Raw genomic sequence first — 23503 nt, 5'->3', positions numbered from 1 at the left:
GAGCCAGCGGAGGCCGGAGCCGTCGAGATTCTTCGGGTCGAGGTCCTTCCACAGCACCATGCCGACGCGGGCCGCGCGGGCGGCGATCGCGAGCTGACGGCGGCGGTTCGCCTCGGTGAGTGCGACCCCTTCCACCGTCAGCGCCATCAGCTGCCGCCCTGCGCCTGCAGCGCTCTGGCGACCTGCTGCTCGAAGTCCGGGTTCGCCCGCTTGTAGCGTTCCCAGTCGGCGGCGACGTCGGGCGTGACGCCGGGAATGCGGTCCCAGAGCTTCTCGGGCGGAATGCCGAGCTGGGTGGCGAGCTTGCCGAGCGCGTCGGCGGCCTGGTTCATCGAGCGGGACTGGAAGTCGGTCCAGTCCATCACGATGTTGAAGTCCGCGGCGTCCTCGGCCCGGCCCTCGACGTGCGCGGCGAGACGCAGGCTCTGCACGTGGGAGTCGCCGAAGCCGACCTTCCGCTCGCCGGCCTTCATGTCGAGCATCGCGCGGGCCTCGGTGATGGCGTCGGCGGAGAGGTTGATCATGTCGCCGGTGAGCGAGTGCGTCGGCGTCTGCGATACCGCGGCGAGGGTGGCGATGTCGCGCTCCTCGGACGCGATCAGCCCGTCGGGCTTGGTCTCGTCGAGGGTGCCGAACTGAACGCCCTCGCCACCCGTGAGGATGTCGTTCTGGCGGAGCAGGAGCTTGCGCTGCTGTGCTTCCTCCTCCGTCTTCGGGTCCTCGAGTCCGACCGCGGTGCGCACCTTCCAGGAGTTGTAGTGCTGCGCCGTCATCCGGTCGAAGGTGTCCTTGTTGATCCGCTTCGCGAGCGGGATCAGCGGCTCCGCCTCGCCCGGAGTGCGGCCCTCGAGGTCGATCTGGTTCGAGTACCGCACGACCGGAGTGACGCCGGCACCGTGCACGTCGTACGTGATGAACGTGAGCCCGGTGCTCTCCTGACCGAGCGTGTACACGGCCTCCTCGTCGTAGACGAGCCAGTGCGAGCCGCGCTTGCGGAGGAAGTACATCGGGTACTCGTCCTCGACGGCGTCCTGGTAGACCGCGAACGTGTCCCGGGGCGATCTGCCGCGGATCACAGCGGCGGTCTTCCGCTTGCCATCGGGCCCGTCGACGACACCCGGGGTGACGGTCGTGTACGCGTACCCGTAGCCGAGGGCGGCGCGGTGGATCGCGCGCTGTCGGGACGGCATGCGGTTGCTCAGCCACGGGGCCCAGAACGCCGCGAGGTCGCGCCCGGTGGTGGACCGGGCCGCCTCGGCGACGAGCTGCTGCGCGACGGTCGTGACGACGAGGGCGAGCCACGGCGTCTCCGAGATGTCGCGGAGGCCCCGGTGCTCCTGGTTCGCCTGAGGCGGGAGCGAGACCTTCTCCGGCGTCCAGCGGAGCCAGTTGTCGAGGTCGGTCAGGCGCTGCCACTCGAGCTGCGCGCTCGGGATGAGGGTCTTCTGCGCGAGCGTGACGACGCTCTCGTTGGACATCACCAAACCTGGCCGCCTCTCTTCTGAGCGTGGTTGTTGAGGATCAGCCGGCGCACCATGCGGGCACCGACCATGCAGACGGCAAGGTCGATCTTGTTCTTCGACTCACGGCCGTCCTTCGCGATGGAGACGTAGCCCTGGACCGGGTAGCGGCGGGCGTTGAGAACGTGCCGGCGGAGGCGCGCGTCGGCGTCGTGGGTGAACGAGCCGGAGCGGATCTCCTCGAGCGTGAACGCGACGGCGGAGGCGAAGTCGCGGGCGTTGTCCCGGGCGGACATGTCGAACATGACCGAGTGCCCGCGGCCGCCCTTCGAGCCGGACGCCCAGACGCGGAGGTCGCGCTGGTGCTCCCGGTGCCACTTGTCGAACAGCGGGTCCCAGTAGCGGTCCATGGTCTCGTCGTCGAGGACGTGCGAGGGGTCACCGAAGAAGCCGATGACCCGGTACAGGTCGAAGGCGTGCTCGACGGCCGCGTCGACGTCCTCGCGGGGTGCGAGCCAGCCGTCGCCGCGCTTGCCGGGCGGCCGCTGCCACATCCCCACGGTGAAGACGTGCCCGTCCGACATGCGGCAGCCGACGAGGGCGGTCGCATCGTCGGACTTCGAGCAGTCGAGGAACAGCACGACCTCGTCGCCGCGCTCGAGCACCGCGTCCGGGTCGCCGAGCGGATCGAACTCCGCCGGCTCCGTCCACGCGTCCTCGGCAGCGACGATCTGGTTGTACCACTTCCGTCGCGACTCGCTGGGGCTGTTCGCTGGGTTCGCGATCGACTTCTTGATGCGGCCCTCGGCGTCGAGCCAGACCGCGTCGCCGCGGACGGCCTTCACGACCGACGGGGCGGCGTCCATCGTCAGCGGCGCTTCGGGCGGGGCCTCGAGGGAGTCGTAGAGGACACCGAAGTCGATGAACTGGGCGTTCTCGCCGACGGTCTGCTCGTACGCCTCGCGGGCGCGCTGGCCGACCGAGTCCTCGCCGGGCCGGTAGGCGTTGCAGATATCGAGCATGCGGGCGGGCGAGCCGACTTCCGACTTCGCCGCGTTGCCCTCGATCGCGCCGGCCATCGCGTGCCCGCCGTTGGAGCTGTTCCAGTTCTGCGTCTCGTTGCGGACGATCAGCGACGGGCGGCCGCCCTCGATCGCCATCACGGAGGACGTGACGGCCTCGATCTGGCGGGTGTCGCCCATGCCCCAGACGTTCTGCCGGCCGACCTGCACGCCGTAGCGGCGGCGGGCCTCGGGGCTGAACAGGGCGGGGAAGAGCTTCATCGTGTTCTGCGTCTGCTGCAGGGACACGGCGACCATCTGGACCCAGGCGTTCGGGTTGTCGCGGCCGATCGGGCGGTCGCCCTCCCAGCGGTCGAAGAGCGTCGGGCCGAAGAGGTGTCCCGCGCCGAGGGTCGCGGCGACGGGGTCCTTGCCCCAGCCCTTGAGGCGCTGCAGGACCGCGGAGTGGAAGTCGAACTCGCCGGAGGTCTCGAGCGAGAAGTACCAGAGCAGGAAGCGTGCCTGCTCGGGGGTGTAGGTCCACGGGCCCTTCTTGCCCCGGAGCCACATGCCGCACCAGGCCATGAACTCCCAGCCGAGGGTCGCCTCGGGCAGCCGCCACCCGTCGGCGGTCCACTCCCAGGTCGGTCCGATCCGGACCGGCTCCCAGTCGAGGTCCGCCGGCGGCGGGGTGCGGTCGAGCATGTCGCGGTACCACGACTCGATCTCGCGGTACTCGCTGGTCTCGGTGGTCAGCTGGGAGGCGGCGTTACGCGCTCGCGCCATAGGGCAGTGCCCATCGCGAGTTCGCCGCCGAGCGGTTCTGGTTCGGGGCTGCCTCGGCAGCGCCGTCGACGTCGGGCAGCTTGAGGCGGCCGAGTAGCCCGGCGAGCGTGGCTCGGTGCTGCCGGATCTCGGACAGCAGCGGGTGCGCGACGGTCTGGCCCATCGACCCGGACGTCGTCAGCGGCTCCCCGTCGAGCTCGGCGGCCATCTTCACGATGAGGTCCGCCTCGGCGCACGCCGCGCGGAGCACCTCGAGCTCGTCCTGCCGGAGGTCGTAGACCTTCACCGTCTCCTGCCACAGCTTCTTGCCGGCGGCCTTGAGGGCGCGCGGCGTCGGCGGCTTCGTGGTGTCGGTCATGATGCCCTCCGGGGACGCGAGATGCGCCACCGGGGCGCGGTTACAGCGTCGGCACGCGCAGAGCGGCGAGACGCAGCGGGGCAGAGCCGAAGCGGTTGCCCGTCAGTGCGATGTAGCGGCCGGTCGAGTAGAACTCGATCGCGCGCTCGCCATCGCGGAAGTTGCGGCCGGCGGCCTCGTCGAGGCGGCCGAAGATGTGGAGGCCCTCACCGGACCGTGAGATCTCGATGTAGGTGCCGGGGTTGGCGTCGACGACGTCCTGCGCCCAGGCGGCGACCTTGCCGTCGGCGATGCAGTGGTCGAGATCGATGCAGCCGATGCCAGCGCCGAGGACGTAGCCGATGCCGGTCCCCGCGGTGGAGGCGATCGCCTCGGCGTGGGTTGACCAGGTGTCAGGGTTCGTCGATGACGCCGAGCGGCCCGTGGTCGTGATCGGCCGCTTCGTGCTGGTGTGCCGGACGAACCGGCGCTGCGACTTCATCTCGGCGGGCAGGTCTCCGGCGCTCTTGGCCCGTCGGTGGGCTCGAAGACGGCAGTTCGACCCGCAGTAGCGGGCACCTGCGCGCAGCAGTCGCAGCGAAGCGCCGCACTCCTCGCACCCGGTCGTCGTCATGGTCCGATTCTACCCGATGAAACGGATAAGTGGCGTAATCATGCGGAAGTAGTGGGCATGCCGAGGGGCTGCATGAGCGCGCCGATCGGCCGATCTGAGGCGGAATCGGCCTCTGAACAGGGCTTTCGTGGCGGGAAAAACACAGAAGGGGCGCACGCAGGACGAGAGTTGCTATCCGGCGGTGAGACCGACCTTCGTCGGGGAGTCCCCCCCCACCCCGGTCGCGGCGTCGCGTCGTCGGTTGGGAGGGGATCGGGGAGGTTCGTCCGAGTGATCTCGTTCGTCCTCGACCCGATGCCCACCCTACCGGTCGGTGGTGACGCTGGCCTAGTCCTCGTCGTCGAGGACGTAGCCCTGCTCGCGCAGGTAGGCGGCGGCCCCGTGGGTGACGGTGATGGTGTCGCCGGCTCGGTGTCCGCCTGCGTCCTTCTCGAGCGTGACCTCTTCGGTCCCGTCGTCACCAGCGTGAGCAATCACGTCGGCTGCTGCGTTCGCCTGCTCGGTGTCGGTGGGCTCGACGCCTGCCTTCTCCACCTCGGTCGGCGGGGTGGGCGTCGGCTCCGGCAGCTGCTCGGCTGCGGCGACGCGCGCCTTCTCCTCGTCGGTCATCGGCGTGGTGCTGGTCTCGGCCTGGGTCTTGCGGGGTGCGGCCATGGCGGCTACTTCCTTCCGGGGTGCTGTTCGGTGGGGCGGTGCCGGAGCTCGGCACGTTGACGGTTGCGGGCGGCGGACTCTCGTCCGGTCTTCGCGCGGTGGCAGGGACCGGACAACCACTGCAGGTTGTCGAGGCTGTGGTCGTCGCCCTCGATGACGTGGTCGCAGTCGGTGCCGATGCCGTCGCAGCGTGGGTCGTGCGGTGCCGCCTCGCACAGGCCGTGCGCTCTGGCTTTCACCTGCTGCTTGAGCTGGGGCCAGTTCTTCGGCAGGCGGAAGCGGCGGTCGCTGGTTTCCCACGGCATGGCTAGAGGTGACGGCTGCGGGCCCAGTCGGCGAGGCCAGCACCGACCGAGAGCATCTGCCCGTACGGCGAGAAGATGTACCGCCCACCCGCGTTGTTGCGCTCGAACTCCACGTTCGTCCACTCGGCGACCGCGACCCATCCCTGCACGTAGGGCGGGTCGTCGGTGTGGTCGTCCTCGGTGTGAATGCGGCACATGTCCGCGATGGCCTTCGCTGCCCGCTCGCGGGCTTCGTCGAACCGCGCCCGGCGCTCGTCGTCCCACGACATGTAGCCACCGGAGATCGGGGCGTCATCGTCGGACATCGTCAGCTCTCCTCGGTGGGGATGTAGTGCAGGCCGCCGTCGGTGAGCATGACGTCGATGCCGATCGGCTTGCCATTCAGGTACTTCACGTCGACGCGGTCGATCGACGCGGTGGACTTGATGCCGATGCTCTTGAGGAGCGCGCGGATCTGGGTGAGCGTCACGGTCGTCTCCTCGGTGGTGTGAGTGGGGGCGCAGGTGCGTCTCGGCGAGAAGGTCGACGCCGTCGTGAACGTCCTTCGAGGTGACTGTGATGCCTCGTTGACGCCCCCAGGTGGATGCCGTTCCGGCCGGGCTGCAGCGTGTGGTCAGCTGCTGTGCCTCGGGGTGCGCGGCGGAGTGGTGGTCCCCATGCCTCGCGCCGCCTGCGTGGAGTCGCTGGGCGGCCGGTGTTCCACCCGAGGGCGGTGCCGGCGGCCGGTGCGGTAGCGGTGCGTGTCGGCGGGGCATGGGGAAGCGGAGGGGCACGAAGAGTGGGCGGACGCGAGGCCGTGGCCTACGACGACGCGAGGCCCGCCCACTCGACGGCGGTGCGGCAGCGGCGGCCTGAGGGCAACCGGTGCTGCGTGCGGCCTGCGCCGCGATTGTGGGTCCGGGTCGCGCACCCGGCTTACCCCTCCGTATGCGTCTGCGGAGGCACCAGCGCTTGTTGGGTTGTGCGTGCGCCCCGACAGATTCGAACTGCCGACCGTGCGGGTAGAAGCCGCGTGCTCTTCCGCTGAGCTAGGGGCGCGTGACCGGCCGCGTGGGAGCGGCGGGTACAAGTAATGCCCGCCGGAGAGTTCCGGGCGGGCATGCGATGTCACGGACATACTAACCGGGATCTGAACACCCGCACAACTGCGCGGATCCGGCGTGTCGGTGGTCTGGTGGAGGATGCGGGCATGACGGACGACGAGCGGCGCATTCTCGAGTTCGAGGAGGCGCACCCGCGCGACGACCGGCGCAAGGAAGCGGCGATCCGGACCGTGTTCGCGATGTCGTGGGTCCGGTACCGGCAGCTGCTCGTTCGACTCGTGGAGCGTGAGGACGTGCTCGCCGAGCATGCGGTCGTCGCGCACCGCGTGCAGCGGGCGACGGCGGCGGGGGTTGCCCGCCGCGCCGCCCGCCGCTTCTAGCACTCGACCGGCTCGGGCATTGGTCCGACCCAGCGGCGCATGCTCCGGAGTTCCCGGATCCGCTTGCTGCGCCAGAGGTCCCGCACGTCCTCGGCGCGGACGTAGACGACGCCGGCCTTGGTGTGGGTGGCGAGGCCGTCCTCCCGGATGTACCGGTTGAGGGTCTGCGACGTGAGCCGCATCTCGGTGAGGGCCTGCTGCTTCGTCCACCACTCGGCGGGCTCGGGTGCTTCCTCGACTCGGATGTCGCCGACGAGGGTGCGGACGTCGCGGTCCTTCGTCAGCGCCTTCGCGTCGCCCTCGAACGCGCAGTAGCTGCAGACGAGCGCGATGCTCGCCGCGACACCGCCGTCCGTCTCGCCGCGGCGTTCGATCGTCATCGTCTCGTTGCCGCACACGGGGCATGCTCGCGCGAGCGTCGGTCGGGCCCGCGGTGCGCGCATTGGGAAGCGGCCCCGGAGCTGGCCGAGCATGTCGTCGACCTGGACGAAGTACTCGTCGGAGTCGGGCTGCTCGCGGATCGTGTCGTGGTGCAGCAGCAGCCACGTCGTGAGGGTCGACGTGAGACCCCACGCGCCGAGCGGGGTCACGGTCGATCGGAACCCCTGCGGGCCGCCGTCCGTCGCCCACGCGTACACCGCGGCGACGGGCGGTTGAATCGACAGCTCGGCCGCCCAGTAGCGGACCCAGTTCAGCAGGTCTGCGTACACCCGGTCGGATGCCTCGAGCGGGTCGACGCGGATCGGGAGGGGCGGCTCGGTGCTCGAGCTGCGGGGCTGCCCGTCGGATGGCTGCGCGCTACCTGGCGCGACGAGGCCGCGGATGTAGGCGACGTGGTCGGCGGCGTTCGTCAGCCGGGCGCGGACGAACGAGGCGGCGACGGCGGCGTCGAGGACGACGGTGGCGGTGGTGTCGGTGTCGTGGGAGACATCGGTGCTCAACTGCGCTCCTTGCGGGTGCTGCGGCGAGCGCGTCGGTTCCGGAGCGCTCGTCGTGGTGGGGGTGGGGTGTTGCTGGGGCACAGCTCGGGGAGCTCCTTGCACTCTGGTGCGCAGAGCTCCCCGGGCTGGTGGAGGGGTTCGAGCATCAACTCGCCGCGTTGTGCTTCTTGCGGTCGACGTACGTCTGCTCGACGGGGTGCAGCTTTCGGCTGTAGGGGTCGGGGGGCGTCGCCGCGGTTGCCACCTCGACCTCGCGGTAGCCGGGGTGCGCGATGTGGTGGCTCGTCAAGCCGTACGGGGCGAGGACCGCATCCCGCTCGTACAGGTGGCGGGCGTCGAAGTCGTCGAGCGCGCGCTGTACCGCTGACGAGACAGGGTGTGTGACGGGCGCGTTGCTCTCCGCTGGCCAGACCGCGGGCGGTACAGGGCGGTCCTGGTGCTCGACGGCGGTGAACAGCACGTGAGCTGCTCGGGCGGCTTCGTGCCCGAACAGGCCGGACAGGTAGTCGACCCGCACCTCGAGGTTCGCGCTGTTGCGAAGCAGGTCGACGTGTTGCTCGAAGCTGGTGCCGAGGCGGGATAGCACCCGCTCGATCGTGAACAGCTGGGCCTCGGCATCCTGGTTCGGGATGTTGGCGGCAGCGAGAGCCGCGAGTGCGTCTGTGCGGTTCATCGTTAGTCGCCCTTCACGTTGACGATCTGGCGGAGGGTGTGCACGACGTCGACGAGGTCGGCGGCGTCCTGCATGACGACGTCGATCGGCTTGTACGCGGCGGGGATCTCGTCGAGGAACGCGTCGGTGTCGCGGTACTCGATCCCGGCCATGGCTTCGCGGAGCTGGTCGTGGGTGAAGGTGCGGCGAGCGGCGGAGCGGGAGTAGTTCCGGCCGGCCCCGTGCGGGCTGCTGTTGAGCGCGAGGCGGTTGCCGCGTCCGCGGACGACGTAGGACAGGTCGCCCATGCTGCCGGGGATGAGGCCGAGCGTGCCGTCGGAGGCGTCGATCGCGCCCTTTCGGGACAGCCACACGTCCTTGCCGAAGTGGCGCTCCTGGGTCGTGTAGTTGTGGTGGCAGTTCACCCGCTCGGACTCGACGACCGCGGCACCGGTCACAAGCTCGACCTGCGCGATGACGCGGTGCATCATCTCCTCGCGGTTGAGGAGGGCGAAGTGCTGCGCCCACCGGAGCTCAGCGATGTACTGCTGGAACTCGACGGTTCCCTCGACGAGGTAGGCGAGGTCGGGGTCCTCGAGCGGGATGAAGTACTGCTCGGCGAGCTCCTGGGCGACGCGGATGTGGTGCTGGGCGATCTTGTTGCCGATGCCGCGGCTACCGGAGTGCAGGAACAGCCAGACCCGGTCCTCCTCGTCGACCGAGATCTCGATGAAGTGGTTTCCGGAGCCGAGCGTGCCGAGCTGCAGCCGCCAATTCGAGGCGTACAGGTCCGGAGCGAAGTCAGCCTCGGCGGCGAGCTCTTGGAGCTCGACCACGCGCGGAAGCGCCGAGATCTCGACTCGCTGGTTGTACTTGCCGGCGGACAGCGGCACGGCGCGCTCGATGCGCTCACGCAGGTATCGGAGGCCGTCCTGCCCGACCACCTCTCGGAGGTGGCTCTCGGTCCACTGCGTGCGGACGGCGATCATGCCGCATCCGATGTCGACGCCGACCGCGGCGGGGATGATCGCACCGGCGGTCGGGATGACGGACCCGACGGTCGCGCCCTTCCCGAGGTGCGCGTCGGGCATGAGGGCGACGTGCGGGTGGACGAACGGCATGCGCGACAGCCGCTCCGCCTGCGCCCGGGTGTCGGGCTCGAGGATGCTCGCCCAGTTCATCAGGCGCTTCGTGATCTGCTCCATGGTCTGTGACCTCCTGGTCATGAGACGCGGCGAGCGCCGTGCCCCGGGGTCGGGGTGGCGCTCGCCGTGTGGTGGTGGTGGTGGGACTACTCGCTGGTGAGGACGTCGCGGTAGGTGATCTTGAGGGTGTGGCCGTCGTCCTGCAGGTGCAGGGCGACGTTGATCTGCTCGGAGGAACGGACGACGAGCTCGCGATGCTCGGGGCCGATGACCTCGAGTCGGTTGACCTGCGTGAGATCCAGCGGACGCCGCGGCGGTGGTGCGACGCTCTTCCAGCAGCTGCAGGGTTCCTGGTGCAGCGACATCATGAAGCCGCAGAGGGTGCCGTGCGGGGCGGCGTCGAGTGCTGCGCGGAGCGCGACGATCTCCGACGACGCCTCACGGAGCTTCGATGCAGCGTCGTTGTAGAACTTCGTGTAGTCCTCGTGGATCCCGAGTGCCCTGCTGCTGGCCGCTTCGGCGTCGAGGAGCTTCGCGTAGGTCTCGAGCTCGGCGGTGTCGACCGTCACCGCTTGCGTCCCTGTGCTCGAGCGAGGCGGCGTGCACCACGCCAGAACGATCGGGACGCTCGCCGCTTCGCCGCCTCGATGCGTCGCTCGCGGGCTTCCCACGGCTCCTCGAACCGGGCACGGAGGATGACGAGGACGAGGCCGTCGGCGATCGTGACGACGAGCAGCCACCACCAGCCACCGAAGTGCTTCTCGACGAGGTGGTAGGCACCGCCGCTCAAGACGATCAGGGTGCAGAGAAGCCACCACTGCAGGGTCGTGATGGTCGTACGGATCATCGGGTGTCCTTCCAGATCGGTGCCGCCCACGGAGACGGGGTAGCGGGGAGCATGCGGCGGGAGATCCACTGGTCGCGGGCCCGGCGACGAGCGAGCCAGAACGAGGCGCGGAGGGCTGCACGGACGGCCTGCATGGTGAAGACGAACTCGCCCGCGCGGACGCGCATCTCGACGAACGCTGCGCCCAGGCCGGCGGCCGCGGTTCCGACGCCGCGCCACGCCTCGCGGAAGGACGCGTCGTGCCGGCGACGGCCGCCGCGGACCTTCATCCGCGGGAACTGGTCTGGTGTGCGGGGCCGGCTCATCGCAGGTGCTCCGGCGCGAAGATGCCGCGGTTGGCGCGCATCTGCACGTCCTCGAGCGCGGTGAGCGCGAGCGCCTTGTTCCTGCCGGGCGGCACGACGAGGTCGATCGTGGTGCCGAGCTCCTGGATCAGCTTCCGCAGGGTGACGACCTCCTGCTTCTCCGAGGCCGTGAAGAAGCGCTCTTCCGCGAGGTTGGTCGCGCCGGTGATGCGCTCGTCAGCCGGAGTCTCGACGCTGTCGAAGTCGGCGATGAAGTGGTCGGGGATCTGGGGCATGGTGCTGTCCTGTCTGCGGCGAGCGCCGCGGGTAGATGCAGGGAACGCCGGCCCCGGTGGAATTGGGGTCGGCGCTCGCCGCGGTGTGCGGTGGGTGGTCAGTAGCCCTGACCGTCGGTGATGGTGGACTGGCCGCCGTTCCAGTCGAGGCGGACGATGCCGGTCTCGCCGTGGCGGTTCTTCGCGACGTCGAAGGTGATCGAGTACTCGTCGAGCTTCTGCGTCTGCGGGTCCTTCTCGCGGTGGAGGAGGACGACGAGGTCGGCGTCCTGCTCGATCGCGCCGGACTCGCGGAGGTCGGAGAGCTTCGGCTGTCCGGACACGGTGGACTCGCTGTTGCGGTTCAGCTGCGACAGCGCGATGACGGGCACCTGCAGGTCGCGGGCGAGGATCTTGAGCCCGCGGGAGAAGCCGGCGACGACCTCCTGCCGGTTGCTGCCTGCCGGTCCTTCCATGAGCTGCAGGTAGTCGACGATGATGCCGGCGAGGCCGCCGTCGTGCTGCACCTGTCGGGCGTGCTGCCGGATCTCTGCGAGTCCGACGGAGGAGCGGTCGTCGACGGCGACTCGGGGTGAGACGTAGTCGCGGCGCTCGTGGATGGTGGCGACGTCGCGCTCACTGAGCGTGCCGTTCTTCATCCGGTACAGGGTGATGTCGCTGTTCGCTGCGATGAACCGCTGGTGCAGCTCGTAGCGGCCCATCTCGAGCGAGCTGAACGAGACGCCGCCCTGCCCCTGGCTCGCGAGGGTCTGAGCGAGTGCCTGCGCCACGACGGTCTTCCCGACGCCAGGCCGTGCGCCGAAGACGTACAGCGCGCCAGGGCGGAGGCCGCCGATCATGCTGTTCAGCTTCGGCCACGGCGTCGGAACGAACCGCTTCTGCTCGGTCATGTAGGAGACCGTGTCCTCGAGGATGTCCCCGAGGTACGCGACCTTCGACGCGACGGAGCTCATCGCGTCGTCGAGGTAGCCGTACGCGATCTCGCGGAGGTCAGCCTGCGACGTCTCGGACGCCTCCGAGAGCTGCTGCAGACGCATACCGACGCCGTTCAGCCGGCGGCGGAGCGCAGCCGTCGCGACCGCCTCGGCGTGCACCTCGACGACGCCGTGCGCCCACCCCATCTCGTGCGCCCTGTCGACATACGTGACGTCGACGCCCGGGAGCATGAGCATCGTGATGTGGTCGACGGGCTCGCCGACGTCGTGGCGCTTCCGCATGAGGTCGAAGAGCGCGCCGTGGCGGCCGTCCTGGAAGTCGCGCCCTGTGACCGCGATGCGGTCGAGCGCGCGGCCGTTGGTCTGCATGACCGCTCCGAGCACGGCGAGCTCGGAGGCGGGCAGGTCATCGATGTCGTTCATTCGGGTGGGGTGTATTCCTCTCTGCCGGCGTACGCGGGCTGTCGGGGTGCGCCGGCGTGCGGGCCCTCGGGTGCGGGAACCTCGTTCAGCCACGCTTTCGCGTTCAGCCACGAGGCGAGGTACTTCACGAAGCGCTTCTCGTCACCCCGGGCGATGTGACCGCGGGCGTGAGCGATGACGGCGTCGGCAAGCTGGTCGTCGGTGAGGAGCCGGTTCTTGACGACCGACTTCCACGCCTGCTGCGCCCGGACCTTGTCCTCTTTGCGGGGCCACTGCTTCCACGCTTCCTCGAAGCGCGAGTCCGGAGCCGCCGGAGGCGGATGCGGGAGTTCTTCTTTCTTCTTGAGAGAAGGAAGATCGGGCGAATTCGCCCGATCATGATCGGGCGATTCCGCCCGGCCGCTGGGCGATTCCGCCCGGCCATCTTGGTAGGTGACGCAGCGGTAGGACTTCGTGTGGTCGCTCGATCCTCCGAAGCCGTGCTCGACGCCCTCGATGTAGCCCTTCGCCTCGAGCGCGAGGTAGGCGCGCTTCACCTGGTCCTTCGAGAGGCCGGTCTCCGCGGACATGTCGTCGCGGTTCGCGCGCCACCATCGGTGCCCGTCGCGCTGGTACGCCTCCGGGCTCCGGACCGAGGTGCGGAACCAGATGCGCTGCCAGACGATCGCGTGGTTCGCGTTGCCGTCCATCCGGCGCACGAGGGCCGCCCGGAGGTTGATGAAGTCCTCCGAGACGGCCTCCGAGACCGGGACGCCTCCGGTCACCGCATCCCCGCGTCGCTGAGCAGCTGCCGTGCGAGAGACTGCGCGACGAGCGGGAACTGCACGGTCGCGGGGAGGCTCTTGATCTCCCCTCGGAGCTCGTGGGCGGCGAGGAGGAGCACGAGCAGGACGTTGTACAGGGTGCCGCGCGAGGTGATGCCGAACGGGTTCGGGGCCGCGGCGGGGTGCTCGTCGTACGGCAGCCTGCAGGTCGCGCCCCAGGCCGCCTGCAGGGCGTCGACCGCGGGGGCGATGTCGTCGAGCAGGTCCGTCTCGAGCGTGGGGATGCTCCGCGGCTCGACGGTGAGGTAGAACGCAGAGCCGTCGACGCGGCCGAACCCTGCTCGGTCGAGTTCCTGCGCCGCGGCGAGGGCGTCGTCGTCGGTCCAACCGGAATCGGGACCGGTGTCGAGCAGGCTCGTTGTCTCGACGCCCGCGTGGAGCATGTCGGTGAGAGCCTGCCGTGCGCCGGCGGACAGGGTGTTGGGGATCGGGATGACGTACGGCATCAGCGGACACCTCCCAGGGTCCAGCGCGGGTCGCTGGCGGTGGTGGTGTCGATCGCCGGGCCCTCGCGCTGCGCGAGCTCCTTGGAGTCCCGGCGGGCGGCGCGCTCCTCGTCGGAGGGGAACGCCTGGTCGAGGGAGTACCCGAGGACGGCCTGCACGTCGTCCTTCGTGTCGAACCGCGGCCAGATGTCCATCGTCGTGTGCGGGGCGATGGGCACGGAGTAGACGATCGGGGAGCCGTCGTCGTAGCGGTACAGCGCCGGCGCGCTCTCACGCGTTGGCACCCAGTTCCGGTCGGGCTTGTCGTACCCGAGCGCCTCGCAGACGAGCACGGCGAGGGCGTGGTCGATGTCGTCGAGCATGCCGATGCCGGAGCGGTCTTCGTCGACGCCGAGACCGCCGACGAGGTCGTCGATCGCGGAGCTGATGCGGTCGTGGCCGCGGAGGTACGCGCCCTTGAGGGCGTCGAGGGGCGTGTTCGGGGTGGTGTCGATCGGGGTCTGATTGATCATGCGTCGTCGTCCTCGGTGTAGGAGATGTCGATGCGGCCGGCGCGGGCGTCGGCGGCCTTGGAGGTGAGTGCCGCGGCGAGCGCGTCGGCTCGCTCGGGGGACAGGAACAGGGATGAGCTGTCGCACTCGGTGTGGGGGAGCTGGTCGAGTGCGACCGTGACGGTGGGCGGGTCGTCCTCGAACTGCTCGACGGTGACGGGCAGGGCGTCGCTCACTGGTGCACGCTCTGGTCGGCGTCGATCATCAGCTCGAGCTCGAGCTGTGCGAACGGGTCGGGCGCTTCGCTGCCGCGCTTCTGCCAGTAGAAGATCCGGCCCGTGGTGCGGTGCTTGCGGCGGAACCACGCATCCGGGACCCGCGCCCACTCCCCTCGGGGGAGGTTCGCCGCGAGGCGTTCGATCGACGCGCGTTCCTTGTCGGTGACGCCCGGGTAGACGAAGACGACGAAGTGCTTGGACGACGGGTATCGGTGGATCTCACAGGTCCACCGGATGACGACGCCGTCCTCGACCGTGACGTGCACCTTGTGGGTCTTCGCGTCCTTCACGACCACCTCGTAGTCCGCGTACTTCTGGCGCTCGGCCCGGGTCGGTTGGAAGCTCATGCCGTCACCTCGCGAGTTCCGGCGAAGAGGCCGTCGACGTCGAGCTGGACCGCGGACATGAGCGCGAACATCTCGTCGATGGTCATCTGCCTGCCGATGTGCAGTCGGATGGCGAGCACCCGGCGGAGCGGGATGGCGGCTTCTTTCGCCAGCCGGGGGAGGGCGTAGCCGAGTCCGCTCGCCGCGGTGCGGATGTTGCGGTGGACGATCCGGATGTCGCGCGTCGCCTTGCGGCGGATTCGGCGTCGGGTCGCGCGGATGTCGGCGCGGTGTGAGAGGGTGACGGAAGTCACTGTGTTGCTCCTTCGGGAGTTGAAGGCCCGGCGTTGCAGCGCTGGGCCTTCGTCGTTGGTGGGGTAGATCAGGTCTCGGGGTCCGCGTCCTCGCACCACCAGTCGGTCGGCTCGAGGTCCTCAGCCGGTGCGGCGAGGTCGCGGCGGAGTTCGATGGCGCGCTTCGAGCGGAGCGTGTTCCGCCAGCGACGGGGCGCGGGGCCGTCCGTCACAGGGCGGATGGCAGGAACATGGCCGCGACGACGGCGGCGAAGAAGCCGGCGGCGAGCGCCCAGTCCTTCACGACTGCGCGCTTCATGCGGCGATCACCCATCGGCGCGACTGGCGGCCGGTGTCTGGTCTCGGGATCGGAGGTGCGTGCTGCTGGCATGACTGCTCCTTCTGGGTCTAGGGAGTGCGGGGGAGTGCTCGCCGCCGGTGCCGATCCGGACGTGCCCCCGACCCCGCTCACGCGGTGCCTCCTGAGGACGAGCTGTCGCAGCAGTTCGGCATCCGGCGCGATGCGCTCGTGGTGATGCCCCGTCGCTGCGACGGAAGATGTGGTGTGCACGACGACGGGTTGTCCAGCGACGGGTGCCGTGTACGTCGTGCGGTGTTGCTGTTCGGTTTTCAAAGACCAGTCGCGGGCTGGATTTCACCGGTCTGAGCCGTTTCCAGTCGCTTGGTGACCCGCCCCGGAGTCGAACCGGGTACGCCTCTTGGCGCGGGTCAGTCCCGGATGACGCCGGGCCGCTCCTCGGTGTGCTGCTCGAGGTAGGCGTCGAGGTCCGCCTGCCGGTAGGCGAGGAGTCGCCCCTGCTTGACGGCGACGGGGCCCTTGCGCAGCGACCGCCAGTTGAGGAGCGTCTTCGGCGAGATGCCGATGTACGCGGCGGCCTCGTCCCGGCTGAGGACCGGCTGCCCGCTCAAACCGCCACCAGCCGATCTACGGTGAAGAGTGAGTCGAGCGAGACCGAGGGGAACGCGAGCTTCATGCGCGCCATGAAGCCGTTCGAGGGGGCGGCCTGCCCGTTGGTGACGCGGTAGAGCGTGGACCGCTCGATGCCGAGGAAGCGGGCGAAGTCCGAGTCGCTCTGCAGCTCGTGCGCCCGCCGCAGCTCGTTCAGCTTGTCGACGTTCAGCACGAGCTTCCCCGGCGGTGTTGCGTTGGTGAAGTGGCTCTGCATGCGGACAAGGTACGTCCGTCTCTGCACGCATGCAACTACCTTGCGCGTGTAGCTTCCGGCGTGTCGCCGCGCATAGCCCGTAGATCCGCGGAACTAATCCGCAGAAGTTGTTGCGCGCGCGCAACACTCGCTGCTACGTTCAGGGCGTGCAGATGGAACTCTCTTGGCCGCTCTTTCTCCGGTCGATCTCGCAGAACCAGTCGATGATCGCGCGCGCTGCGGGCGTCAACACGGGCACGGTCAGCCGGTGGATGTCAGGGCAGAGTCAGCCGAAGGCGGAGCAAGTCATCGCCGTTGCGCGCGCGTACGGAGAGAGCCCGCTCGTGGCGCTCTACGCCGCCGGGTACCTGCAGAAGGACGAGATGAACGGCGGGTACGAGATGCCGCGCATGCTGCAACTCAAGAGGTTCACCGACGTCGAGCTCGCTCGCGAGATCCTCGCCCGAATCGAGGGTCAAGACTCGTCGGTTCTCGACGAGCCCGTGGATGAAGCGCACGTGGTCTGGCACGAGGGCCCGTACGCCATCGCCGAGCGATCCGACGCGATCGCCAGTGTCGGTGACCACCCGGACGATGAAGAGGACTTCGACGTCACCACCGACGTTCAGAAGGACATGGGCCTCGCCGCGAAGCGAGGAGAACGGAAGGTGGATCAGCCACATGCGGAGTGACACGGGGCGATCGCGGCGGACCTCTCTGGGCGAGGTCGCGCGATCGCTGGGGGTGCGGATCACCTACGCGCCGATGCCGGCCGGCATGATCGGCTACTACAACCCGCTCGAGCAGCGCGTGTACGCGGACATCCGCTGCACGCCCGACGAGAAGTGCAGCGTCATCGCGCACGAGCTCGGGCACGTCCACCACGGACACACCTGCGACCTGGGCGCGGACAGCCCGATCGAACGGCAGGCGGATGCCTACGCCGCGCGGCTCCTCATCGAGCCGGTCGAGTACGCCCGCGCCGAACGCCTGTACAGCGGCGATGTCCACGCCATCGCCGACGAGCTCTGCGTTACCGTGGATCTCGTACAGGCGTTCCAGTCTCTCGTCCTCGCCCGATTCGGCGAGCGCACCTACGCCTCAGGAAGGCGGGTCAGCTGATGGCGCGACCACCACTCGTTCTCGGCACCTGGGGTGCCATCTCTCGTCTGCAGCAGGGGCCCGGCAAGTGGACCGCGACGGCCCGCTTCCGCGACTTCGACGGTGTCACCCGCAAGGTGTCCCGCCAGGGGCCGACCGGTCGCCGGGCTGAGGACGCGCTCGTCGAGCACCTCCGCGACCGCGTGCGCACCCACGGCTCCGACCTCACCTCCGACAGCAAGGTCTCGGACCTCGCGGCGCAGTGGGTCACGGTCCTCGAGAAGCTCGGCCGCGCACCCTCGACCGTGCAGCAGTACAAGGCGTCGCTCGAGGTGAACGTCCTGCCAGCGCTCGGAGGGGTCCGACTGCGCGAAGCGACCGTCCCCGTGATCGACCGCGTGGTCGAGACCCTGTCGCAGCGCCGCGGCCCCGGGGCCGCGAAGACCGCTCGCGTCGTCCTGAACGCGATGTTCGCTCTCGCCGTCCGCCGTGGCGCGGTCGCCGCCAACCCGGTGCGTGACGCGCAGTCCGTCCGGCTCGAGCGCAAGGAGGTGCGCGTCGTCGCGCTCTCCGAGGTGCAGCGACTCCGGAAGGAGCTCCGCGCGTGGGACGGAGGGAAGGACGGTGCTGGCCGCGAGCGCACCACCGACCTCGCGCCCGTCATCGACATGCTGCTCGGCACCGGCATGCGCACCGGCGAGCTCGTCGCTCTCCGATGGACGGACCTGACGCTCGACGTCGACGTGCCGCTCGTCACGGTGCAGGCCACCGCGGTGCAGCTCGACGGCGTCGGCCTCATCCGTCAGGAGCGCCCGAAGTCCGACTCGTCGTTCCGGAAGCTGCAGCTCCCCGACTTCGTCTGGAAGATGCTCGTCCGCCGCCGAGAGGCCGCGTACTCAGACTGGGTGTTTCCGTCCTCGACCGGCACGCTCCGGTCGCCCGCGAACCTCCGCCGGCAGTGGCGCGAGTTCAAGCTCGCGAACGACTACCCCGAGTGGATCACCCCGAAGTCGTTCCGCAAGACCGTCGCGACCGCAATCCGCGACGGGCGGTCGATCGAGGACGCCGGCGGCCAGCTCGGCCACTCCGGCACCGACGTGACCCGGAAGTTCTACGCGGCCCGCGAGTACCTGGCTCCGGACGTCCGCGACGTGCTCGACCAGTTCGGCGACGACGAGTGACCAGCGGCTGATCGAGCGTGTTCCTTAACGAACTACGGCCCCAACCGCTATGCGGGTGGGGCCGTAGTGGGTTGGGTCTACATAGAAGCGGACCGCTTGCCGACGATGTGGAACTGCTGCTGAGGCAGGCCCTCGTCCAGGATCGCGGTGAAGGGGATCGCACCGACGCGTTCGTCGTCAACGGCGATCGTGATCTCGTACGCGCCGGCCTCCGGGACACCGAAGCCTGTCGCCGGGATGATCGCCGAGACGGACTGGGCTCCGAGATTTGGTTCGATGACCGTCCGCAATGTGTACTCGAAGCCGAAGACGGACTCGGCGTCCGAGTTGCGGAGCCGGCACTCTCCGGTCACGCGGTGCTGAACCTCGACGTTGGGCTCGCCGTCGATGTAGAGCAGCAGGGCTATCTCAGCGCCGAGGGGTGCAGGGAAGTTCCCGCGGAACATCTGAGAGACACCGGCTCCCAGGACGTGCAGCACGTTCTCGCGGATGGTCGCGGCGTCGCAGAGGACGGCAGCTCCGAGCTGAATCACGCCTAAAGACTAGTCGCCCGTCGCAGCGCCTTCTGCTGAACCTTGGCACCGGAGGACGCTTGCCGCGCACGCTGGTTCGACAGCTGCGCCACGGCACGGTTGACGTTCGAGGACGAGATGGTCAGCGCGCCAACCGTCCCGTCGTCGTCCTGTAGCGACGACCGGTTCACCGTGATGAACGCGTAGCCCGAGACCTCGTCTACCCGGTCGACGTAGGCGATCGCGGCGACGCCATCTTCGCTCTCGTAAGCAGTGACGATCTGGCCGCGCTCCATGCGACCGTCCGCGCGCGCGAGCCGAACACGGGTCGTGCCATCGTCTCGCACCGAGTTCAGGTCGATTTCGACTCTCACCTGGTTCATCGCGAGCCTTCCTTCCAAGCAGGGTTGGTGATCCGTTCCTGCAGCAGTGACGCTAGTAGATCTACCCGTGGGTGTTCCGAGAACGGGTTGTCTCCGACCAGGTGGTGGAGAGGTTCCTTGGCGTTCGGATCGGCCACGAGCTGAAACCCCTGCGACCGAAGCGTATTCCCGCTCACGATCGCGATTTTCTTGCCGTTGAGCGTTGAGCTTCCCACAATCCTACGGACTACGTCTAGGAGATCTTCCCCGTCTTCGGGGGTTCCCGCGATGACTGAGACTCCGTACCGCGGACTTGCGTCTCCACGCTCCTGTTCCTCCACGAACGTGTCGATCGCGTTCTCGAGGAGCCGATCGGGGAGGAAGGGAGAGAACCGAACGACGACCTCCGAACCGTCCAGTTCCATCGCCACCAGACGAATGTACCGGATCGCTCACCTCCGGGCCGAGCGCGGCATCCGGCAGCGTCCTGGCCGCCCCAGGAGGTCTGGCCTTCCGCGGTCGCCGCGCTCCTCACGGAGCCATCGCGGTAGGTGCCGCTTACCCGCCGGTTTGCTCGGGAAGCTGCGGGATAGTGCGGGTGTTGTCGGGGCGCTCGCAGTCTCGATAAGCCCCGATCAGGGGTACTTCCGGGATGCAGGAGGGAACGGGCGGGATAGTCCCTTCCTATTCGCCGAGTTGTGGGTTCGAGTCCCACCGGGGGTACGGAACGGGTCCCGTCGTCCGGGTCGCAACGGCCTGGAGGCACGGGGCGGCCCCGCCCCGTCCGTCGCCACTGCGAGGACCACCTAGCATCGTGTCCGTGGTCGGACTCGGAAGCGCCCTCGCGAACCTGCGCAACGCCCTCGGACGCCCCGAGGCCCACGTCGAGGTCGTCGACGGCGAGACCGTCCCCACCGGCATGCTCCTCGGCACGCTCGGCGCCCTGCTCCTCGACGCCGGCAGCTCCGTCACCGACGTCCGCTCGGCGCTCGAGAAGGCCCGCGACGCCGCCGGGGTGGGGCCGACCCTCGCCGTGGGGGTCCTGCCCGCGCTCGTGATGGTGAGCGAGGTCGCGACGGGCGCCGCCACGATCGTGAACGCCGAGGGCATCGAGCTCTCCTCGCGCCAGGCAGCCCGCGCGAACCGGCTCGTGCTCGGCCTGGAGAGCGGGTCGATCGGCCTCGCCGAGATCCCCGCCCGCGTCCGGGCCATCCGCGCGGGCACGGTGCCGCCGCCGGCCCTGCCGTGGATCGTCGGCAACGCCCTGACCTCGGCGGGCCTCGCGGTGGTGTTCCGCTGCCCGTGGTGGGCGGTCCTGCTCGCGCTCGGCGTCGGCGCCCTCGTCGGGGTGATCAGCTTCGTGCTCCGTCGCTTCCGCGAGGCCGTCGCGATCATCCCGTTCCTCGGGGCCTTCGTCTCGACGAGCATCGTCGGCCTCGTCGCCGCCGGCACCGGCTTCGACCACGTGCCCCTGTTCGCCGTGTGCGCGCCCGTCGCGGTGTTCGTCCCGGGTGCGCTCATCACGAACGCGCTGCTCGAGCTCACCGCGGCGGACATCGTCACCGGGTCGTCGCGGCTCGTCCAGGGGCTCATCACGCTCGGCTTCATGGCCGCGGGCATCGCCGCCGGCAGCGCGCTCACCGGACTGCGGGTCGACCCGGCCTCCGCGGCGCTCGTGGGGGAGGTCGCCGGCGTCGGCACGGACCGCGGTGGGTGGGAGGCCGTGCCGTCCTACTGGGTGTCGTGGGTGGCGGTCGTCGGGCTCGCGGTCGGCCTCGGCCTGGTGTTCCGGTCCGGGTGGCGGCTGACGCTCGTGTCCGTCGCCGTCATGGTCACCGCCTACGCCGTGGTGAGCGGCACGACGCCGGTGTGGGGGAGCGTCGTCGCGACGGGCGCGGCGGCGGCCCTGCTGTTCGTCGCGACCCGACTGCTGGAGCGGCTCGTGCCCGTGATCCCGGCGACCGTGTCGTTCTTCCCGGCGTTCCTGCTCCTCGTCCCCGGGACGGTCGGGCTGGTGGCGGTCGCGACGTTCGACCCGCAGGCGCTCGGTGTCCCCCTCGCGACGTTCGTGTCGCTGTGCATCGGCACGAAGATCGGCGGCCTCCTCCCCGGGCTCTTCGCACGCAACGCGCCGCACCCGCGGGCGGACGCGACCGACGCGGTCGGCTGAGCGCGGCGGTCACCGGGACGGGACGGACGCCGGACGGGAGGCGCGTGGCGGGCCCGCCCCGTGCCTCCCGTCCGGTGTGCACGCACCACGTGACGGACGTCGCGGTTCAGCGGGCCGTGTCGCCGCCGACGGCGGCGCCGGGTCTGCGCTGCCACCACCAGCCGACGACCAGGAGGGCCACCGCGGCCGTCGCGACGGCGGTGACGACCCCGGTGCCCGTCGGTCGGATCGCCGAGCCGACGTAGACCGCGGCCGCGAGGGCGAGGGACGCGACCGCGAACCCGACGTACCGGCCCCGTGCCGCGTCCAGCAGCGTGGCGCCCGCGGAGCCTGCGACCGGGACGAGCGACACGACCAGCGCACCGATGCCGCCGACGCAGAGCGTGGTGGCGAACTCGGAGCCGAGCGCGGCCCAGAAGCCGGTGTCCGGCGTGACGGAGTGCAGCACCCAGCCGACCGCGGTGACCACGAGGAGTGCGCCGGTGCGGGCGGTGGCGCTGCGGACACCCGCGGCCAGACCGGAGCCGAGACGGAGTGCGCCGGTGTCGGCTCCCGGGCGGCCGACCGGGACGAGGACGGCGCCCACGACCAGGGCGGGGGAGACGTCCGTCGTCCGGGTGAGCGCGCAGGCGACGAGCGCAGCGAGGACGAGCCACGGCGAGACGCGGAAGCCGACCGTGCCGCGGTCGCGCCCCGCAGCCCAGTGGGTCGCGACCACCACGGCCGCGGTGAGCACGGCAGAGCCGGCGAGCACGGCGACGGCGAGGCGGACGTAGCGGGCCTCGAGACCGACCCCGACGCCGAGCAGCGTCGCGACCGTGACGATCCCGACACCGAGCGCGACGGCTGCCCAGGTGGGCAGCACGTCGTCGCCGAGGCGACGCTCGGCGCGCGTGCGGTTCCGGCCGAGGACGACGGCGAAGGGGTTGCGCAGCCACGAGGTCCGGAGGCGTCCCCGCGCCGCCGCACCGACGAGGGCGAGCGGCGTCGTGACGAGGACCAGGAACCCGGCGGCGACCGCGGTCGCCACGAGGACGGTGCCCCACGAGAAGGACGCTGCCAGCGACGGCACCCCGCGGTCGTAGGTCGTCGCGGCCGCCCAGTCGCCCGCGGGACCGGACCAGTCCGGGACGCCGCGGCTCCCGGGGTCGCCCGCACTGCCGGCGCCGCCGCCCGTCGTGCCGCCGGGGCCGCTGCCCGCGCTGCCCGGCGCGCCGCCGCCGCCCGCGGTCGGCGTCGTGCCGGGCGTGGCGCCCGCGGTCCGGCCCGGGGTACCGGTCGGCGATGCGTTCGACGCCGTGCCCGACGGGGTGCCCGGTGCCGTGCTCGGGGACGTGGTGGAGCCGCTCGCCCGGACACGGATCGCGGGGGAGGACGGGGAGACGTTGCCCGCGGCGTCCTGCTGCAGGGCGGTGACCGCGTGCGTGCCCCCGCTCAGGACCGAACCCTCGGTCGAGCAGCGCCAGCGGCCGTCGTCGCCGACCCGGGTGCGGCAGACCGGAGCGCGGTCGACGTACGCCGTGACGGTGGCGCCCGGCTCGCCCGTACCCGCGATCGTGGTCCCCGCGGCGTCGATCGTCGACCCGGACCGCGGCGTCTCGATGCGCGGGGCGGACGGCGGCGTGCGGTCGAGCGTGACGGTGCGCGGCGTGGACGCGGCACTGCGGAGGTCCGACCGGTAGCCGCCCGCGGTGCTCGCCGTCTGCGAGGCCGTCACGGTGAGGCGGCCGTCCTGCGCGGCGACCGACCCGAGCGCCACGGTCCAGGTGCCGTCGGCGCGCACGGTGGCGAGCGCCTCGCCGCGGGCGCCGACGACGCCGACGGTGACCGTCGCGCCGGGCAGGCCCGTGCCCGAGAGCGGACCCGCGGTCGGACCGGCGGTGGTGACGGACGGCGGGACGACGACGTCCGAGGCGGGGGCGCTCGACGAGCCCAGTGCGGTGTCGTCGCGGTCCGTGACGCTGAACACCTGCTGCGGCCCGGAGCGGACCGTCGCCATGCAGGCCCAGGAACCGTCGGAGCCCACCGTTGCCGTGCACCCCGTCCCGCCCGGACCGGTGATCCGGACGGTGTGTCCGGGGGTGCCGGTCCCGTGCAGGCGGACGGTCGCGGTCGTGACGTCGCCCGGGTCGGCGATGGTCGGGCGGACGGCGGGGCGGTCGGTAGGAGTCGGAGTCGGGGAGCCGGAGCCGCCGGCGTCGGGCGGGAGCGAGCCGAGCAGGGGTGCCGG

The 23503-nt window shown here is 70.4% G+C and carries 34 protein-coding genes and 1 tRNA gene; 5 read left to right on the top strand and 30 right to left on the bottom strand.

The annotated features are described in order from the left end of the window. Positions 1–146: 146 nt before the first annotated feature. The 9 genes from HUN59_RS14795 to HUN59_RS14755 form a co-directional block, all read right to left on the bottom strand. Positions 147–1478, bottom strand: a complete 1332-nt coding sequence (locus tag HUN59_RS14795) for a phage portal protein (protein WP_174778784.1) — start codon at positions 1476–1478, stop codon at positions 147–149. Then, positions 1478–3247, bottom strand: a complete 1770-nt coding sequence (locus tag HUN59_RS14790) for a terminase (RefSeq protein WP_174778783.1) — start codon at positions 3245–3247, stop codon at positions 1478–1480. Before HUN59_RS14790 ends, HUN59_RS14795 begins: the two co-directional genes overlap by 1 nt. Further along, the gene (locus HUN59_RS14785) at positions 3231–3605 is read right to left on the bottom strand and encodes a hypothetical protein (RefSeq protein ID WP_174778782.1); all 375 of its coding nucleotides are present in this window, start codon (positions 3603–3605) and stop codon (positions 3231–3233) included. The genes HUN59_RS14790 and HUN59_RS14785 overlap by 17 nt, the downstream gene beginning before the upstream one ends. Positions 3606–3645: 40 nt before the next feature. Next, on the bottom strand, positions 3646–4218 hold the full coding sequence (locus HUN59_RS14780) for a bifunctional DNA primase/polymerase (protein WP_174778781.1): 573 nt from the start codon (positions 4216–4218) through the stop codon (positions 3646–3648). Between the two features lie 327 nt (positions 4219–4545). Continuing rightward, entirely contained in the window at positions 4546–4872 is a 327-nt protein-coding gene (locus HUN59_RS14775) for a hypothetical protein (RefSeq protein ID WP_174778780.1), read from the bottom strand. Between the two features lie 5 nt (positions 4873–4877). Then, on the bottom strand, positions 4878–5177 hold the full coding sequence (locus HUN59_RS14770; protein WP_174778779.1) for an HNH endonuclease: 300 nt from the start codon (positions 5175–5177) through the stop codon (positions 4878–4880). A 2-nt stretch (positions 5178–5179) separates the two neighbouring features. After that, on the bottom strand, positions 5180–5482 hold the full coding sequence (locus HUN59_RS14765) for a hypothetical protein (RefSeq protein ID WP_174778778.1): 303 nt from the start codon (positions 5480–5482) through the stop codon (positions 5180–5182). Between the two features lie 2 nt (positions 5483–5484). Next, the gene (locus HUN59_RS14760) at positions 5485–5646 is read right to left on the bottom strand and encodes a hypothetical protein (protein ID WP_174778777.1); all 162 of its coding nucleotides are present in this window, start codon (positions 5644–5646) and stop codon (positions 5485–5487) included. Between the two features lie 497 nt (positions 5647–6143). Continuing rightward, a tRNA-Arg gene (locus HUN59_RS14755) sits at positions 6144–6215 on the bottom strand. Between the two features lie 151 nt (positions 6216–6366). On the opposite strand from HUN59_RS14755, the gene HUN59_RS14750 reads away from it, so the two are divergent. Next, positions 6367–6600 carry a DUF3263 domain-containing protein gene (locus tag HUN59_RS14750; RefSeq protein WP_174778776.1) on the top strand — a complete coding sequence of 78 codons (234 nt, stop codon included), beginning with the start codon at positions 6367–6369 and terminating at the stop codon, positions 6598–6600. Here the strand turns inward: HUN59_RS14750 and HUN59_RS14745 are convergent. The 17 genes from HUN59_RS14745 to HUN59_RS14665 all read right to left on the bottom strand — a co-directional run bounded on the left by HUN59_RS14745 (position 6597) and on the right by HUN59_RS14665 (position 15968). Beyond that, the gene (locus tag HUN59_RS14745) at positions 6597–7541 is read right to left on the bottom strand and encodes a hypothetical protein (RefSeq protein WP_174778775.1); all 945 of its coding nucleotides are present in this window, start codon (positions 7539–7541) and stop codon (positions 6597–6599) included. The two genes, HUN59_RS14750 and HUN59_RS14745, sit on opposite strands and share 4 nt — an antisense overlap. A gap of 145 nt (positions 7542–7686) precedes the next feature. Further along, positions 7687–8214, bottom strand: a complete 528-nt coding sequence (locus tag HUN59_RS14740) for a hypothetical protein (protein WP_174778774.1) — start codon at positions 8212–8214, stop codon at positions 7687–7689. Between the two features lie 2 nt (positions 8215–8216). Beyond that, the gene (locus tag HUN59_RS14735) at positions 8217–9398 is read right to left on the bottom strand and encodes an RtcB family protein (protein ID WP_174778773.1); all 1182 of its coding nucleotides are present in this window, start codon (positions 9396–9398) and stop codon (positions 8217–8219) included. A gap of 86 nt (positions 9399–9484) precedes the next feature. Then, positions 9485–9907, bottom strand: coding sequence for a hypothetical protein (locus HUN59_RS14730; RefSeq protein WP_174778772.1), 423 nt, complete (start codon positions 9905–9907; stop codon positions 9485–9487). Further along, entirely contained in the window at positions 9904–10185 is a 282-nt protein-coding gene (locus tag HUN59_RS14725) for a hypothetical protein (RefSeq protein WP_174778771.1), read from the bottom strand. Before HUN59_RS14725 ends, HUN59_RS14730 begins: the two co-directional genes overlap by 4 nt. Further along, positions 10182–10490: a hypothetical protein gene (locus HUN59_RS14720; protein ID WP_174778770.1), complete on the bottom strand. Its 309-nt coding sequence runs from the start codon at positions 10488–10490 to the stop codon at positions 10182–10184. The genes HUN59_RS14725 and HUN59_RS14720 overlap by 4 nt, the downstream gene beginning before the upstream one ends. Next, complete coding sequence (locus HUN59_RS14715; protein WP_174778769.1) at positions 10487–10765, bottom strand: Acb2/Tad1 domain-containing protein; 279 nt, start codon at positions 10763–10765, stop codon at positions 10487–10489. The genes HUN59_RS14720 and HUN59_RS14715 overlap by 4 nt, the downstream gene beginning before the upstream one ends. A 98-nt stretch (positions 10766–10863) precedes the next feature. After that, positions 10864–12123, bottom strand: a complete 1260-nt coding sequence (locus HUN59_RS14710; RefSeq protein ID WP_174778768.1) for a replicative DNA helicase — start codon at positions 12121–12123, stop codon at positions 10864–10866. Further along, a complete protein-coding gene (locus tag HUN59_RS14705; RefSeq protein ID WP_174778767.1) occupies positions 12120–12812 on the bottom strand; it encodes a hypothetical protein in 693 nt (230 codons plus the stop codon). The genes HUN59_RS14710 and HUN59_RS14705 overlap by 4 nt, the downstream gene beginning before the upstream one ends. A gap of 71 nt (positions 12813–12883) precedes the next feature. Then, positions 12884–13393 carry a hypothetical protein gene (locus tag HUN59_RS14700; protein WP_174778766.1) on the bottom strand — a complete coding sequence of 170 codons (510 nt, stop codon included), beginning with the start codon at positions 13391–13393 and terminating at the stop codon, positions 12884–12886. Beyond that, complete coding sequence (locus HUN59_RS14695; protein WP_174778765.1) at positions 13393–13905, bottom strand: hypothetical protein; 513 nt, start codon at positions 13903–13905, stop codon at positions 13393–13395. The genes HUN59_RS14700 and HUN59_RS14695 overlap by 1 nt, the downstream gene beginning before the upstream one ends. Further along, complete coding sequence (locus HUN59_RS14690; RefSeq protein ID WP_174778764.1) at positions 13902–14120, bottom strand: hypothetical protein; 219 nt, start codon at positions 14118–14120, stop codon at positions 13902–13904. Before HUN59_RS14690 ends, HUN59_RS14695 begins: the two co-directional genes overlap by 4 nt. Then, a complete protein-coding gene (locus tag HUN59_RS14685; protein ID WP_174778763.1) occupies positions 14117–14509 on the bottom strand; it encodes a hypothetical protein in 393 nt (130 codons plus the stop codon). The genes HUN59_RS14690 and HUN59_RS14685 overlap by 4 nt, the downstream gene beginning before the upstream one ends. Next, positions 14506–14802, bottom strand: coding sequence for a hypothetical protein (locus HUN59_RS14680; RefSeq protein ID WP_174778762.1), 297 nt, complete (start codon positions 14800–14802; stop codon positions 14506–14508). The genes HUN59_RS14685 and HUN59_RS14680 overlap by 4 nt, the downstream gene beginning before the upstream one ends. Positions 14803–14870: 68 nt before the next feature. Next, positions 14871–15014 carry a hypothetical protein gene (locus HUN59_RS14675; protein WP_174778761.1) on the bottom strand — a complete coding sequence of 48 codons (144 nt, stop codon included), beginning with the start codon at positions 15012–15014 and terminating at the stop codon, positions 14871–14873. A gap of 496 nt (positions 15015–15510) precedes the next feature. Beyond that, a complete protein-coding gene (locus HUN59_RS14670) occupies positions 15511–15711 on the bottom strand; it encodes a helix-turn-helix domain-containing protein (RefSeq protein WP_174778760.1) in 201 nt (66 codons plus the stop codon). Continuing rightward, the gene (locus HUN59_RS14665) at positions 15708–15968 is read right to left on the bottom strand and encodes a hypothetical protein (RefSeq protein ID WP_174778759.1); all 261 of its coding nucleotides are present in this window, start codon (positions 15966–15968) and stop codon (positions 15708–15710) included. The genes HUN59_RS14670 and HUN59_RS14665 overlap by 4 nt, the downstream gene beginning before the upstream one ends. A gap of 152 nt (positions 15969–16120) precedes the next feature. Here HUN59_RS14665 and HUN59_RS14660 point away from each other — a divergent pair, with 152 nt between their 5' ends. From HUN59_RS14660 to HUN59_RS14650, 3 genes are read left to right on the top strand one after another with little or no spacing between them, the layout of a single operon-like run. Further along, the gene (locus HUN59_RS14660) at positions 16121–16639 is read left to right on the top strand and encodes a helix-turn-helix domain-containing protein (protein WP_302691079.1); all 519 of its coding nucleotides are present in this window, start codon (positions 16121–16123) and stop codon (positions 16637–16639) included. After that, positions 16629–17069 carry an ImmA/IrrE family metallo-endopeptidase gene (locus HUN59_RS14655; protein ID WP_174778757.1) on the top strand — a complete coding sequence of 147 codons (441 nt, stop codon included), beginning with the start codon at positions 16629–16631 and terminating at the stop codon, positions 17067–17069. The genes HUN59_RS14660 and HUN59_RS14655 overlap by 11 nt, the downstream gene beginning before the upstream one ends. Next, a complete protein-coding gene (locus HUN59_RS14650) occupies positions 17069–18229 on the top strand; it encodes a tyrosine-type recombinase/integrase (protein WP_174778756.1) in 1161 nt (386 codons plus the stop codon). Before HUN59_RS14655 ends, HUN59_RS14650 begins: the two co-directional genes overlap by 1 nt. A gap of 77 nt (positions 18230–18306) precedes the next feature. Here the strand turns inward: HUN59_RS14650 and HUN59_RS14645 are convergent, their stop codons facing one another. Genes HUN59_RS14645 through HUN59_RS14635 form a run of 3 tightly spaced genes read right to left on the bottom strand, consistent with a single transcriptional unit; the run spans position 18307 to position 19534 of the window. Then, positions 18307–18762 (bottom strand): DUF6941 family protein, encoded by a 456-nt coding sequence (locus HUN59_RS14645; protein ID WP_174778755.1) that lies wholly within the window; start codon positions 18760–18762, stop codon positions 18307–18309. A gap of 2 nt (positions 18763–18764) precedes the next feature. Then, the gene (locus tag HUN59_RS14640; RefSeq protein WP_174778754.1) at positions 18765–19124 is read right to left on the bottom strand and encodes a hypothetical protein; all 360 of its coding nucleotides are present in this window, start codon (positions 19122–19124) and stop codon (positions 18765–18767) included. Then, positions 19121–19534: a hypothetical protein gene (locus HUN59_RS14635; protein WP_174778753.1), complete on the bottom strand. Its 414-nt coding sequence runs from the start codon at positions 19532–19534 to the stop codon at positions 19121–19123. The genes HUN59_RS14640 and HUN59_RS14635 overlap by 4 nt, the downstream gene beginning before the upstream one ends. 389 nt (positions 19535–19923) lie before the next feature. On the opposite strand from HUN59_RS14635, the gene HUN59_RS14630 reads away from it, so the two are divergent. After that, the gene (locus HUN59_RS14630; protein ID WP_174778752.1) at positions 19924–21273 is read left to right on the top strand and encodes a threonine/serine exporter family protein; all 1350 of its coding nucleotides are present in this window, start codon (positions 19924–19926) and stop codon (positions 21271–21273) included. Between the two features lie 106 nt (positions 21274–21379). On the opposite strand, the gene HUN59_RS14625 is transcribed toward HUN59_RS14630, so the two are convergent. Next, on the bottom strand, positions 21380–23503 hold a 2124-nt coding region (locus tag HUN59_RS14625), incomplete at its 5' end, for an Ig-like domain-containing protein (protein WP_174778751.1).

It is taken from the genome of Curtobacterium sp. Csp2, from assembly GCF_013347165.1.
Note: the sequence above shows the minus strand (reverse complement) of the source record. Positions and strands in the feature narration are given on the sequence as shown.